Below are 13,686 nucleotides of genomic sequence, written 5' to 3'. Positions count from 1 at the left end.
CCGCATACGAGTACACCGTGCGGCGGCATCCCCGCAAGGGGCCTCCGCTGGGGCGTACGATCGGGCAACGTGAAGGGCATGTTCCGCGTCAGGAGGTCTCTATGACGAATGCTGCCGATTCCCATCCCCAGACCGCATCGATCCCGATCCTCACCCAGGAGCCGTTCCCGGACACCCCGGGGAGTCCGGAACCGGAGTGGTTCAAGACCGCCGTCTTCTACGAGGTCCTCGTCCGCTCGTTCCAGGACGGCGACGGAGACGGCTCGGGCGACTTCCGCGGACTCATCGACAAGCTCGATTACCTGAAGTGGCTGGGCATCGACTGCGTGTGGCTGCCGCCCTTCTTCCCGTCGCCGCTGCGCGACGGCGGGTATGACGTCGCCGACTACACGGGCATCCAATCCGACCTCGGCACGACGGCCGACTTCCAGGAGTTCCTCGATGCCGCGCACGCGCGCGGCATCCGCGTGATCGTCGACTTCGTGATGAACCACACGAGCGACGAGCACGTGTGGTTCCAGGAGAGCCGGAAGGATCCCGAGGGACCCTACGGCGATTTCTACGTCTGGAGCGACACGGACGAGCTCTACGAGGACGCGCGCATCATCTTCGTCGACACGGAGCCCAGCAACTGGACGTGGGATCCGGTGCGGCAGCAGTACTTCTGGCATCGCTTCTTCGCCCACCAGCCCGACCTGAACTTCGACAACCCGAAGGTTCACGAGGCGATGATCGACGCCATGCGCTTCTGGCTCGACATGGGCCTCGACGGCTTCCGCCTCGACGCGGTGCCGTACCTCTACGAGCGACCCGGCACGAACGGCGAGAACCTCCCGGAGACGCACGACTTCCTCAAGAAGGTGCGCCGCATCGTCGACAGGGAGTATCCGGGGCGTGTCCTGCTCGCCGAGGCCAACCAGTGGCCGGCCGACGTCGTCGACTACTTCGGCGACCCGGAAGTCGGCGGCGACGAGTGCCACATGTGCTTCCACTTCCCGGTCATGCCGCGCATCTTCATGGCCGTCCGCCGCGAGTCGCGCTATCCGATCACGGAGATCCTCGCCGACACCCCGCCGATCCCGTCCGGATGCCAGTGGGGGATCTTCCTCCGCAACCACGACGAGCTCACCCTCGAGATGGTGACCGACGAGGACCGCGACTACATGTGGAGCGAATACGCACAGGATCCGCGCATGAAGGCGAACATCGGCATCCGACGTCGCCTCGCACCGCTGCTCGAGAACGACATCGATCGCATCGAGCTCTTCACGGCGCTGCTGCTGTCGCTGCCGGGATCGCCCGTGCTGTACTACGGCGACGAGATCGGGATGGGCGACAACATCTGGCTCGGAGACCGCGACGGCGTCCGCACGCCCATGCAGTGGAGTTCGGATCGCAACGCCGGGTTCTCCAAGGCGAATCCGGGCAAGCTGACCCGTCCCCTCGTGCAGGACCCGGTCTACGGATACCTCGCGGTGAACGTCGAGGCCCAGCAGGAGGATCGCTCGTCTCTGCTGCACTGGACCCGTGAGATGATCCACGCCCGGCGCAAGCACCCGGCCTTCGGTCTCGGGAGCTTCAACGACCTCGGCGGCTCGAATCCCGCGGTCCTCTCCTACACGCGAGAGCACTCGAACGATGACGGATCGGTCGATGTGATCCTCTGCGTCAACAACCTCTCGCAGTTCCCGCAGCCGGTGGAGCTCGATCTGCGGCGCTTCGAAGGTCTCATGCCGGTGGAGCTCATCGGCGGGGTGCCTTTCCCTCGCATCGGCGAGCTGCCCTATCTGCTCACGCTCGGCGGTCACGGTTTCTTCTGGTTCCAGCTGCAGGAACCGGCGGAGGAGCCGGGAGATCAGAGGATGCTGTGATCCACATCGAACCCGCAGTCCTCGAGGACTACCTCGTCCGCACCCGATGGTTCGCCGGCAAGGGGCGACCCTTCCGTGTCACGCAGATGCGGCCGATCGCCGCGCTCGCAGCGGACGCCTCTGATCCGACGGTCGAGATTCTCCTCCTCACGATCGAGTACTCCGACCCGGAAGGCGGGAGCGAGACCTATCAGATCCCGCTCGCGAGCTACGACGAATACGTCGAGCAGATCGGGCATGCGTTCGTCGGCGCCGTCGAGCACGAGGGCGGCCAGAGGTACGTGTTCGACGCCGTGCACGACCGGAAGGCGATGGCGCTGTGGTTGGGTGCCTTCGTCGCCGCGGAGGCCGAGGGCGAGGCCCGCATCGGCGACCTGCGCTTCCGGCGGGTGCCCGGGGGAGAGGCGCTCGACCCGGCTCTGCGCGCGTCTCCGCTGTCCGGTGAGCAGTCGAACTCGTCGGTGCGATTCGACGACACCGCGATCATGAAGATCTTCCGCAAGGTGAGTCCGGGCGTGAATCCCGACATCGAGATCCACGAGGAGCTGACGCGCGGTGCGGTGGAGAGCATCGCCGCCCTCTACGGGTGGGTCGAGATCGATCTCGACGGTGAGGTCCTGCAGCTGGCGATGCTTCAGGAGTTCCTGCGCACCGCCTCGGACGGGTTCGAGCTCGCGACCGGAAGCGTGCGCACTCTGCTGGCCGATCCCACTCAGTCGGTCGCCGATTCGGGCGGCGATTTCGCCGGCGAGGCGACCCGACTGGGCGAGGCGCTCGCCCAGGTGCACGAGATGCTGCGGGATCGATTCCCTTCCGAGCGTCGGGGACCGGATGCGACGGCGAGTCTGGCCCGAGCGCTGAACGAGCGGCTCGACCATGCACTCGGTGTGGTTCCCGAGCTCGAGGCGCAGGTCGGCCGCGTGCGCGCGGCGTACGATGCCGTGGCAGCGCTCGAGAGCATCGACGTGCAGCGCGTGCACGGCGATCTCCACCTCGGGCAGACGCTGCGCACGTCGCACGGATGGCGGATCGTCGACTTCGAGGGTGAGCCCGGCAGGCCCTTCCCCGAGCGGGCGCTGCCCGATTCGCCCTGGCGGGATGTGGCCGGGATGCTCCGGTCGTTCGACTACGCGCCCGGAGTGGTCCAGCTGTCGCGCACCGTCGGAGGGGATGCCGCGGAGGACGAGGAGCGACTGCGCGAGATCCGCGGCGAAGAATGGTCGCGTCGCGCACGCGAGCACTTCCTCGACGCGTACTCGGAAGCGATCGGCGCGCCCCTTCTGGATGACGCCCACCGTCGGCTGCTCGATGCGTACGTCGCCGACAAGGCGGTCTACGAGGCCGTCTACGAGAAGCGCAACCGGCCGACGTGGGTCCGGATTCCGCTTGCTGCGCTGGCCGAGATCGGGGCTGCCGCGACCGGAGACGCCGAGACCGGGGACGGAACCCCGATCCCGACGTGAGGCGCCTCAGAAGCGCAGCAACACCTTGCCCACGCGGCCGGGCGTTCCGCTCGCGCGCACGGCGTCGGCGATGTCGGCGGCGTCGAAGACTCCGGAGACCGGCAGTGTGAGCGTGCCGTCACCGACGCGCTGGAACAGCTCGCCGAAGAGCGCGTTCCGCTCGGCCGGATCGAGCGCGGGGATCACCTTGCTGCCCCAGAAGCCCTTCACCGTGGCCTGCTTGAAGATCACGTCGGACGACGAGATCTCCATGGTGGGCGAGTCCATCGCCCCGAACGCGACGAGGGTGCCGCCCTCGGCGAGGAGCGAGAGCACCTGACCGGCGGAGGCCCCGCCGACCGAGTCGACGCCCGCGACGATCGGCGCGTCTCCGGTGATGGCGGCGACCTGGTCGCGCCAGTCGTCCTGATCGGTGGCGACGACGTTCTCGATGCCCTGGGCGCGGAGTTCGTCGACGCCGGCGGTGCGGCGGACGAGCCCCAGCACGTGGACTCCACGCGCGGCGCCCAGCTGCGCCAGCATCCGCCCCACCGCGCCGTTGGCCGCGTTCTGGACGATCCAGTCGCCCTCCTTCACGTCGAGGAACTGCAGCAGCGTCATGGTGCTGAAGGGCATCGAGACGAGCTGCGCGGCACTCTCGTCGGGCAGGGAGTCGGGCACCGGGATGAGTCCGGCGGCGTTCGCGACGATGTACTCCGCCCAGGCGCCGAAGGTCCCTCCGGTGGCGACGCGCTGACCGACGGTGAGGGTGTCGACACCGTCTCCGAGAGCGTCGACGACGCCGAGCGCCTCGGTGCCCGATGCCGCGGGCAGCTCGGGCTTGAAGCCGTAGGTGCCGCGCACCGTCCACAGGTCGTGGTTGTGGATGGGGGAGAGGACGATGCGCAGGCGCACCTGTCCGGGACCGGGCTCGGGGAGCGGGCGGTCCTCGACGGTCAGGACGTCTTCGGGAGCGCCGAATTCAGGATGGATGAGTGCGCGCATGATGTGTGCCTTTCGGGTCAGTCGTCGGAGACCGTGATCGTGACGTCGATGTTGCCGCGGGTGGCGTTCGAGTACGGGCACACCTGGTGTGCGGCGTCCGCCAGGGCCTGCGCCTGCTCGTGCGGGAGCTCCGGGATGACGACCTCGAGCTCGACGGCGAGACCGAAGCCGCCCTGTCCGTTCGGTCCGATCTGCACGCGTGCGCCGACGGAGGTGTCGGAGATGCGCACCTTCTGGGCGCGCGCGACGCTCTGCAGGGCGGAGTGGAAGCACGCCGCGTAGCCGGCGGCGAACAGCTGTTCGGGGTTCGCACCGTCACCGCTGCCGCCCATCTCCTTCGGGATCGCCAGATCGAACTCGACGCGGCGGTCGCTCGTGGCGACGTGCCCGTCTCGTCCTGCGCCGGTGGCGAGGGCTTCTGCGGTGTAGAGAGCATCCATGGGTGCGGTTCTTCCTTCTGTCGTGGTGGTCATGCGCCGCTGCGCGCGTGCGTGGCGGCGTCGGTCGTGGCGTCCTGGAGGAGGGCGGTGAGCTCCTGCAACTCGGCGATCAGACGGCGGCGGTGCGCGTCGTCGCGGATTCCGGAGAAGCGCGCCACCTGTGCGGGGATCGACGCGAGGTCGTGTCGGAGCGCGTGTCCGGACGGAGTGAGAGCGACCGTGACCACGCGCTCATCGTCGCTGCGGCGTGCGCGCGCGACATGGCCCGCCAGTTCGAGGCGTCGGACGAGAGGCGAGAGCGTGCCCGAGTCGAGCTGCATGGCGTCGCCGAGCGAGCCGATGGTCTGATCGCCCTCGTGCCAGAGGATCGCGAGGACGAGATACTGCGGATACGTGAGTCCCCAGGGCGCGAGCAGTGCGCGGTACGCCTGCGTGGTGGCGCGGGCGGCGGAGTACAGCGAGAAGCACACCATCTCATCGGTCACGGCCATCTCTCAACCATGTCACGCAATTCAATTGTGCACAACTCAATTGATCGAGGTCGCCCTAGGATGAGGCGCATGGAGGCGACTGCGGCGGTGCGGGATCCGGATGAGGTCGACACCGATCCCGGAACGGGACTCACGGCGGCGCGCGTCGCCGAGCTCACGGCGGAGGGGCGGACCAACGCCTTCACCGGCGATTCGAGCCGGAGTGCATGGAACATCGTCAAGGCGAACGTCTTCACGCTGTTCAACGCCATCGTCGGCACCTGCTTCCTGATCCTGCTGCTGCTCGGACGCTGGCAGGACGCGCTGTTCGGACTCGCGGCCTTCGGCAACGCGATCATCGGCTGCTGGCAGGAATTCCGCGCGAAGGCCGCGCTCGACCGGCTCGCACTGCTGAACGCCCCGCGCGCCCGGGTGCGCCGGGACGCGCAGGACGTCGAGATCGCTCCGGCAGAGGTCGTGCAGGGCGACATCCTCGTGCTGCGCGCCGGCGATCAGGTCACTGCGGATGCCGTCGTGCTCGAGCACCGGTCGCTGCAGGTCGACGAGTCGATGCTCACCGGTGAATCGGATGCCGTCGACAAGCAGGCCGGCGACGAGGCGCTCTCCGGGTCGATCGTCGTGGCCGGCGAGGGCATCGCCCGGGCGGTGCGCGTGGGCGCGGACTCCTACGCCAACCGGTTCGCCGCGGAGGCGAAGCGGTTCTCGCTCGTGACATCCGAACTGCGCACATCGATCGACCGCGTCCTGAAATGGGTCGGCTGGGGAATCGGACCGATCGGCCTGCTCGTGCTCAACGCGCAGATGATGGTGGCCGGCGGCTGGGTGTCGGCGTGGGAGACCGGCACGTGGACGCAGGCGATCGTCAACACCATCTCGTCGCTGACCGCGATGATCCCGCTCGGACTCGTGCTGATGACGTCGATCGCCTTCGCGGTCGGCGCGGCGCGCCTGGCGGCACGGCAGGTGCTGGTCAACGAGCTTCCCGCCGTCGAGGGACTCGCGAGGGTGGACATCATCTGTCTCGACAAGACCGGGACGCTCACCGAGGGAGAGCTGGCCTATCGCGACCTTGTTCAGCTCGATCCGGGCGCGGACGGGTGGAAGGACGCGCTGTCGTGGTTCGGCAGTGCTCCGGATGCGAACGCGACCGCACGCTGCCTGCGGGAGCCGTTCCCCGACGAGGGGCCCCGTGAGGCGTCGGTGTACATCTCGTTCTCCTCCGCCCGGAAGTGGAGCGCCCTCTCCTTCGCGGATGGTGGCGACGAGACCTGGGTGCTCGGTGCTCCGGAGATGGTTCTGGGCGACGCGGCGACGGATGCCGCGACCGAGGTCGGCGAAGCCGTCACACGGCTGGCGGCGGAGGGGCTGCGCACCCTCGTTCTCGCCTGCACCACCGAGCCCTACCCGACGGTGGCGCAGGAGGCCGAAGCGCTTCCCGCGGGCCTCGCGCCGGTGGCCGTCATCACGTTCAGCGAGAAGGTGCGGCCGGATGCCGCGCAGACGCTGTCGTACTTCCGGGCCCAGGGCGTCGGCGTCCGGGTGATCTCCGGAGACAACCCGCGAACGGTCGCGGCGATCGCCCGGCAGGTCGGCCTCGATGTTCCGAAAGGCTATGACGCCCGGCAGCTCCCGGAAGACGATGACGAGCTCGGTGCCGTGCTCGAGGCGCACACGGTCTTCGGCCGGGTGACGCCGGAGCAGAAGAAGCGCATGGTGGTCGCTCTCCAGGCGCGCGGGCACACGGTCGCCATGACCGGTGACGGCGTGAACGATGCCCTGGCGATCAAGACGGCCGACATCGGCATCGCGATGAACTCCGGATCGCCCGCGACCAAGGCGGTGGCCCGCCTGGTGCTGCTCGACGGGCAGTTCTCGCACCTTCCCGACGTGGTCGCCGAGGGACGTCAGGTGATCGCGAACATCGAGCGCGTCTCGATGCTCTTCCTCACCAAGACCGTCTACGCCACGACGCTCGCGGTGCTCTTCGGGGTGATGGTGCTGGAGTTCCCGTTCCTGCCGCGCCAGCTGTCGATCACCGACGGGCTGACCATCGGCATCCCGGCGTTCTTCCTCGCGTTGATGCCGAACACGAGTCGGTACGTTCCCGGATTCCTGCGCCGCTCGCTGACCTTCGCGATCCCGGCCGGGCTGCTGATCGCGATCGCTCTGACGGTCTACACCCGTGGCGCGATGGCGCTCGGTGTCTCGGAACCGCAGTTGCGGACCGGGTCCACGATCATTCTCGCCGTCGTCGGCATCTGGGTGCTGGCCGTGCTCGCGCGACCCCTCAACCGGTTCAAGGTGCTGGTGGTCGGTGCGATGTTCATCGCCCTGTCGATCCTGTTCACCGTGCCGCTGGCGGGGGAGTTCTTCCAGCTGGTCGACCCGGGCGAGGGTGCCGCCTATCTCATCGCGCTCATCACGATCGTGACGATCCTCGCGATCGAGATCGTGCGGCTCGTTCACCGGCGCTTCCTCGCCAAGGTCATGGCGGGCCCGGTCTCATCGGGCCAGGCCTCGGCGAGCGAGGTCTCAGCGGGTGAAGAACCGTCGCGATGAGGGCGGCGCCCAGACCGCGACGAGCACGAGCAGCTCCACGACGGTCTGGACGAACACCGCCCAGTCCCAGGCGGTCGTCAGTGCGGTCACCACGTGCAGGACGAGCTGGATGCCGAGATAGATCGTGACGAGCAGGCGGGCGCCCCTGCTGCCGCGGCGGATGCCCCCCGCCACCGCGAGGGTGAGCAGGCCGAAGAGAATGACACCGGCGCCGATGAGCGACACGACCATCACGTCGCCGTCGGGCACCTGATAGCGGCTCAGCAGCACGGTGAGCCCGAGGAGGGCATTCGACAGGCCGCTGAGCACGACGAGGACGACGACGATGCTGATGACGACGGGGCGCTTCTGCGGCGGATGCTCGGTCACGGGGTCCACGCGCTCACTGTACAAGTGCCGGCGGCTGTCGTTCCGGATATCGTGGCGCGAATGGAAGACTCCGTTCCCGTCCCCACGTCCGTGCCGTTGTCCGATTGGCTGACGGAGCTCGCTCAGCCCACCGGAGCACCGGGCGGGGGTGCGGCCTGCGGGGTGATGCTCGGGATCTCGGCGGCCCTGCTGCGGATGGTCGCCGAGTACACGGACGACGAACGGGCCACGGCATCCGCCGCACGTCTCGCGCAGCTGCGCAGTGATGTGCTCTCCGCGGCCGAGGCCGACGAGGTGTCCTCAGCCGCCTTCGGGGCGGCGCTGGCCCTGGACTCGGAGGATCCGGAACGGGAGGTCCAGGTCCGCGAAGCCGCGCTGAGCGCTGCCGCCTCCTCTGCGGCGCTCGGTGAGGCGGGCGCGGGACTCCTCCCCGAGCTGCGGCTGCTCGTGGACATCGGCAATCCCCACCTCGCCGCCGACCTGTCGATCGCCGCGGATGCCCTCGCGACAGGCATCCGCGGAGCATCGACGAATCTGCGCGCCAACCTGCAGACGGCATCGCGGCACGGGGCGCGGCGACAGGATCATCCGATGCTGGTGGCGGCCGTGAAGCGGTTCGCAGAGGTGCAGGAGGAGGCCGGTGAGGTCGTGGCGAAGGTGTCGGCGGGTTTCGACGCCTGACGCTGCTCCACTGACGCGGCTCTTAGACTGCGGGCATGAGTTCGATCCAACTGGAAGACCTTCCCGATCGCGTGACCGAATGGAGCAGCGCGAACAACACGTACCGCTTCACGTACGTCGCTCCCGGCGAATGGGACGTGCACCGCGCGCACGACATCGACTACGCCGCTCACCTCCGTCGTGAGGGTGACAAGTACGAGTTCCGGGTCGAGGACGGGAATCCGGCCGGGAGCGGTCGGGTGCTGTCTCTCAGCGAGCTGGAGGATCTGCTTCTCTGACAGAGCTCGGTCTATCCGTCGCCGATTTAGCTAACTAAGCTAGCGATTGTGAAAAATCAACCTCGTCTGCGGTGGGTAGGCCTCGTCTTCATCAGCATCGCGGTCTCGCTGATCATCGTCGATTCGACGATCGTCAACGTCGCCATCCCCGCGATCGTCGATGATCTCGGCATCACCTCGACCGAGGTGCAGTGGGTGCAGGAGGCGTACACACTCGTCTTCGCGGCACTCCTGCTGGTCTTCGGCAGTCTCGCCGATCGGTTCGGGCGACGACGGGTGATGCTCATCGGCATCGTCGTCTTCGCCGCGGCATCCGTTCTCGCATCGCTCGCACCGGACGGCGGGATGCTGATCCTCGCTCGGCTCGTGCAGGGGGTCGGCGGTTCGATGATCCTCCCCACCACGCTGTCGATCATCAACGCGACGTTCCGCGGTCGCGAGCGGGGGATCGCCTTTGCCGTCTGGGGCTCGACGATCGGCGGCATGGCCGCGGTCGGACCGCTGCTGGGCGGGTGGTTGACGACGGCGTTCTCCTGGCGCTGGGCATTCGGGATCAACATCCCGCTCGGCATCATCATCGTGATCGGCGTGCTGCTGACCGTGGCCGAATCTCGCAGCGACCGCATAGCTAGAATCGACGTCGTCGGCGCCGTGCTCTCCGTGGTGGCGATGGGAAGCCTGGTCTTCGGGCTGATCGAGGGGCGCACTTACGGCTGGTGGCTCGTCGACGAGCGGCCGCAGATCGCCGGCTGGACGTGGCCGCTCGACCTGTCGCCCATTCCCTTCGCCTTCCTGCTCGCCCTCGCGGCACTCGTCGCCTTCATCGTCTGGGGTGTGCACCGCGAACGAGCCGGGAAATCGACGCTGCTGGCTCTGCGCCTGTTCTCGATCCCGTCCTTCCGCAACGGCAACATCGCCGCGGCCGTCGTCTCGCTGGGGGAGTTCGGGATCATCCTCGCGCTTCCGCTGTGGCTTCAGTTCGTTCTCGGCTTCGATGCGCTCCACACCGGGTTCCTGCTGCTCGCGCTCGCCGGCGGCTCCTTCGTCGCCAGTGGCGTCGCCGGAGCCTCGAGCGGGAAGCTGCCTGCCGTGTGGGTCGTGCGCGTCGGGCTGATCGCCGAGATCATCGGCGTCGCCGGTGTCGGCTTCGTGATCGGACCGGATGCGTCGTGGGTGCCGCTGCTTCCCTTCCTCTTCGTGTACGGACTCGGGGTGGGCCTGGCGACGGCGCAGCTGACCGGCGTCGTGCTCGCGGATGTCCCTGTCGCCGAGAGCGGTGCCGCCTCGGGTACTCAGTCCACCTCACGTCAGCTCGGCGCGGCGCTCGGCGTCGCGATCCTCGGCACCGTGCTGTTCAGCAGCACGGCCGGCCTCCTGGGCTCCGCGCTCGACGACCGAGGGATCCCCGCCGCGCAGCGGGATCAGGTGGTCTCGGCGGTCGTCGACAGTGCAGGCGCGGCCATCGCCGGGTTGGAGGCGAACCCTGAGACGGCGGCGATCGCCGACGATGCCCAGCAGGCGTTCTCGGATGGCACGCGATACGCCGCGTGGACGGCGGCTGGTTTCCTCGCCCTGGGGCTGCTCTCCACCATCAGCCTCGGTGCGGGCTCGGCGCGGAGGCATGACGATGAGACGCGGCTCGATGACGGATCGTCACCGGACGCGGAGGACCAGGCAAGCGGGGCGCCTCGATAGGCGATTCCGTGGGGTGTACGAGGAGACTGGTCTGCGCGTCTTTCCGGCGTCGACGGGCTGGTTTGCGCACCACCTCCAGGCGGTCCTCTACTTCGGCCGGGCATGTCTGGCTGACTGGCGGAGACGCGGTCGGTCGCCGTCGAATTGGAGGGAGAGAAGGCGCGAGCAACTGCAGAGCGGCGCGATCCTGTGTCTCCTCATCAAGGCCGAGCTCAGAGGGCGCTGCCGCAGGCGAAACCGCGGTCTCGCCTGTGTGCAGGCGGGGGTGCGCTACCGTGAGCGGGTGACTGATCAGACAGTGCAGCCCGGTTGGCATCCAGACCCGTCTGGGCAGTTCGAGCAGCGGTACTGGGACGGCGCGGTGTGGACGGAGCACGTCTTCGCCGGCGGTGCGCAGACCGTCGCCCCGCTGGCCCGCAGCCGCGCAGAAGCTCGCGCGCTCGCATCGCCGTCCTCGGGTTCCCCAATCCCTGTGGCAAGCACTCCCGTCGTTGAACAGGCGACCGGACCCGTTGCTTCTCCGGTTGTCGGTCAGAACGCGCTGGTCCTGGAGAACATCCCGCTCGTCGGCGCACGTAAGCATGCCGAGAAGCTGCGTGCCGAGGTTGCACGGCTTCAAAGACTGATCGACCAGTACGGGCTGCAGGAGGTGGCGGCTCTCGACGACCTGAAGCGTCACCTAGCTAATGAGGTCGACGGGGTGCGGGCGCAGGTAGCAGCCGCTGTCGCGGAGCTGAGGTCCCGCCAAGTGGACGTCGCGACCACGGAGGCATCGCTGCTCGACCTCCGCGGGGCAGTCGAGGTTCAGGAGCTTGGTCTCTACGACTATGAGCATCCGTCCGAGGACTCGGTTGCCCTCGCCACGCAGCTGGAGGCGCTCCGGGCAGACATCAAGACGGCAGTTCGCGCGGGTCGTGCTACGCAGGCGACCAGCAACTTCACCTTCAACAACAGCACGGCCAAGGGTGCGAAGTTCGTCCGTGACATGTCGAAGCTCATGCTCCGCTCGTACAACGCCGAGGCCGAGAACTGTGTGAAAGCGGTCCGCGCCGGGAACCTGGCCACGGCTCAGAAGCGCCTCACCACCGCAATGGAACAGATCGCTCGCCTCGGCACGATGATCGATCTGAGCATCACGTCGTACTTCCACCAGCTCCGTCTGCGTGAGCTTGAACTCGCCAACCGGCATCTCCGCGCCGTCCAAGAGGAAAAGGAAGCAGAACGCGCGCATCGTGAGGAACTTCGGGAGCAGCGCAAGGCCGAGAAGGAACTGGCCGCTGAGAAGGCACGCCTCGAGAAGGAACGCGGGCACTACGCCAACACCATCGCTGCCCTCGTAGCCAACGGCGATCTCGAAGGTGCGGAGCGCATGCGAGCGCGACTCGCAGATGTCGAGCACGCCATCGAGAACGTCGACTACCGGGCGGCCAACATCCGCGCCGGCTATGTCTACGTCATCAGCAATGTCGGGTCCTTCGGGCCCGATGTGGTGAAGATCGGCCTCACCCGGCGCCTCGAACCGATGGACCGGGTCAACGAACTGGGGGACGCGTCCGTCCCCTTCCGATTCGACGTCCACGCCCTGTTCTTCGCCGACGATGCGGTCAGCATCGAAGCGATGCTGCATCAGCACTTCGCAGACCGGCGCATCAACCAGATCAACCTGCGTCGCGAGTATTTCCGCACCACGCCGACCGAGGTCCGTGAAGTGTTGAAAGCACACTCCGTCGAACTGCTCGACTTTAAGCTCGATCCGGTAGCGGAGGAGTACATGGCGACTCTGGCCTTGCGAGAGAAATAGTCCCGACTCAGCTCCGCGGACAGCACCAGGCCCGGCGCGCGGAGCCTCGGGCGAATGGGGCCCCTCGGTAGGGGGTTACCTAGGAATCGCAGAAGGGGACCGCCCTGGCGGGCGGTCCCCTTCTGCAATTCCGTGCCCCCGACAGGAGTCGAACCTGCGACCTACGGTACCGGAAACCGGCGCTCTATCCACTGAGCTACGGAGGCGTACCGAACGACGATATCACTCGTCGGGGGTGGTCTCCGACCCACCGGCCTCGGTGACCGGAGCGCCGCGCAGCTCGCCCAGCGCAGCAGCCAGCTTCTCGGCCAGATAGCGGTGACCCTCGGTGGACGGATGCTTGTGCCCGAGGTCCACATCGATCACTGCGAGATAGTTCTGGTCGGTGATCCAGTTCAGGGCGATGGGGGAGATGTACCACCAGCCGCGCGCCGCGGCGAGCTCGGAGAGATCGGTGTCGATGCGTGCGGTCGCCTCGCCGACCGGAAGCTCGTGCGGGGCGGGCCCCAGCACGACGATCGACGCTTCCGGATACTTCGCGGCCAGGGCGTCCCACGCGGCGTTGACGGCGTCGCGGTAACCGGCCACGCCCTGGGCCCGGTCGTTGATCGAGCCCTGGATGATGATGAGGTCAGGAGCCAGCGCCGGGTCGAGCAGGGCGATGCGCTCGCCGAAGGTCGGACCGTCCAGCCCCGGCTTGAGGTAACCGCTGCCGCGGACGCCGTTGACGATCGTCTCCGCGTCGATGAGATCGGCGAGCACGTAGGCGTAGCCGAGCGTCGGATCCGTCGCCGCCGAACCATAGGTCCAGGAGTCGCCGAAGACCAGCACGCGGGGGTGATCGGGCAGGCTGAGGGGCGCCGGAGCGACGACCGAAGCCGCGCTTCCCTGGCCGTCGGCCGCAGCGACGGCAGGGGCCGTGGCAGCGAGCGGAGTCCACGGTCGCCACACGCCGAGAACGCCCGCCGAGACGGCGAGGAGCAGGGCGATGGCGATTCCCGCGGTGCGCAGTCGGCGTCGGGCGGCGGAGGCGTGCATTGCATGAGAGTAGATC

At 68.0% G+C, this 13,686-nt stretch carries 12 protein-coding genes and 1 tRNA gene; 7 read left to right on the top strand and 6 right to left on the bottom strand.

Annotation, left to right across the window (positions count from 1 at the left end; all coding sequences use genetic code 11):
- Positions 1–101: 101 nt before the first annotated feature.
- Together treS and LC452_RS12270 are read left to right on the top strand one after the other, a co-directional pair.
- Positions 102–1,871 carry a maltose alpha-D-glucosyltransferase gene (treS, locus tag LC452_RS12275; RefSeq protein WP_223625699.1) on the top strand — a complete coding sequence of 590 codons (1,770 nt, stop codon included), beginning with the start codon at positions 102–104 and terminating at the stop codon, positions 1,869–1,871.
- Positions 1,868–3,334, top strand: coding sequence for a phosphotransferase (locus LC452_RS12270; protein WP_223625696.1), 1,467 nt, complete (start codon positions 1,868–1,870; stop codon positions 3,332–3,334). Before treS ends, LC452_RS12270 begins: the two co-directional genes overlap by 4 nt.
- Positions 3,335–3,340: 6 nt before the next feature.
- Here the strand turns inward: LC452_RS12270 and LC452_RS12265 are convergent, their stop codons facing one another.
- Genes LC452_RS12265 through LC452_RS12255 form a run of 3 tightly spaced genes read right to left on the bottom strand, consistent with a single transcriptional unit; the run spans position 3,341 to position 5,249 of the window.
- On the bottom strand, positions 3,341–4,318 hold the full coding sequence (locus tag LC452_RS12265) for a zinc-binding dehydrogenase (protein ID WP_223625693.1): 978 nt from the start codon (positions 4,316–4,318) through the stop codon (positions 3,341–3,343).
- 17 nt (positions 4,319–4,335) lie between these two features.
- On the bottom strand, positions 4,336–4,758 hold the full coding sequence (locus LC452_RS12260; protein WP_223627646.1) for an organic hydroperoxide resistance protein: 423 nt from the start codon (positions 4,756–4,758) through the stop codon (positions 4,336–4,338).
- Positions 4,759–4,787: 29 nt separating this feature from the next.
- A complete protein-coding gene (locus LC452_RS12255) occupies positions 4,788–5,249 on the bottom strand; it encodes a MarR family winged helix-turn-helix transcriptional regulator (protein ID WP_223625690.1) in 462 nt (153 codons plus the stop codon).
- Positions 5,250–5,318: 69 nt separating this feature from the next.
- Between LC452_RS12255 and LC452_RS12250 the strand changes: the two genes are divergently transcribed.
- Positions 5,319–7,808 carry an HAD-IC family P-type ATPase gene (locus tag LC452_RS12250; protein ID WP_223625687.1) on the top strand — a complete coding sequence of 830 codons (2,490 nt, stop codon included), beginning with the start codon at positions 5,319–5,321 and terminating at the stop codon, positions 7,806–7,808.
- Here the strand turns inward: LC452_RS12250 and LC452_RS12245 are convergent.
- The gene (locus tag LC452_RS12245; protein WP_223625685.1) at positions 7,782–8,186 is read right to left on the bottom strand and encodes a hypothetical protein; all 405 of its coding nucleotides are present in this window, start codon (positions 8,184–8,186) and stop codon (positions 7,782–7,784) included. The genes LC452_RS12250 and LC452_RS12245 overlap by 27 nt on opposite strands.
- Before the next feature lie 51 nt (positions 8,187–8,237).
- Between LC452_RS12245 and LC452_RS12240 the strand changes: the two genes are divergently transcribed.
- From LC452_RS12240 to LC452_RS12225, 4 genes are all read left to right on the top strand, one after another.
- Entirely contained in the window at positions 8,238–8,858 is a 621-nt protein-coding gene (locus LC452_RS12240; protein ID WP_223625682.1) for a cyclodeaminase/cyclohydrolase family protein, read from the top strand.
- A gap of 35 nt (positions 8,859–8,893) precedes the next feature.
- A complete protein-coding gene (locus tag LC452_RS12235; RefSeq protein ID WP_223625679.1) occupies positions 8,894–9,136 on the top strand; it encodes a hypothetical protein in 243 nt (80 codons plus the stop codon).
- A gap of 48 nt (positions 9,137–9,184) precedes the next feature.
- Positions 9,185–10,831 (top strand): MFS transporter, encoded by a 1,647-nt coding sequence (locus LC452_RS12230; protein WP_223625677.1) that lies wholly within the window; start codon positions 9,185–9,187, stop codon positions 10,829–10,831.
- A gap of 283 nt (positions 10,832–11,114) precedes the next feature.
- Positions 11,115–12,632, top strand: a complete 1,518-nt coding sequence (locus LC452_RS12225) for a DUF4041 domain-containing protein (protein ID WP_223625674.1) — start codon at positions 11,115–11,117, stop codon at positions 12,630–12,632.
- A 133-nt stretch (positions 12,633–12,765) separates the two neighbouring features.
- On the opposite strand, the gene LC452_RS12220 is transcribed toward LC452_RS12225, so the two are convergent.
- Together LC452_RS12220 and LC452_RS12215 are read right to left on the bottom strand one after the other, a co-directional pair.
- Positions 12,766–12,838: transfer RNA gene (locus LC452_RS12220), tRNA-Arg, on the bottom strand.
- 16 nt (positions 12,839–12,854) lie between these two features.
- Positions 12,855–13,670 carry an SGNH/GDSL hydrolase family protein gene (locus LC452_RS12215; RefSeq protein WP_223625671.1) on the bottom strand — a complete coding sequence of 272 codons (816 nt, stop codon included), beginning with the start codon at positions 13,668–13,670 and terminating at the stop codon, positions 12,855–12,857.
- Between the last annotated feature and the right edge of the window lie 16 nt (positions 13,671–13,686).

The sequence above is a fragment of the Microbacterium sp. EST19A genome (assembly GCF_019969685.1).
Lineage (GTDB): Bacteria > Actinomycetota > Actinomycetes > Actinomycetales > Microbacteriaceae > Microbacterium.
The sequence above is the reverse complement of the archived record's forward strand: the minus strand, read 5'-3'. Positions and strand labels throughout refer to the sequence as shown.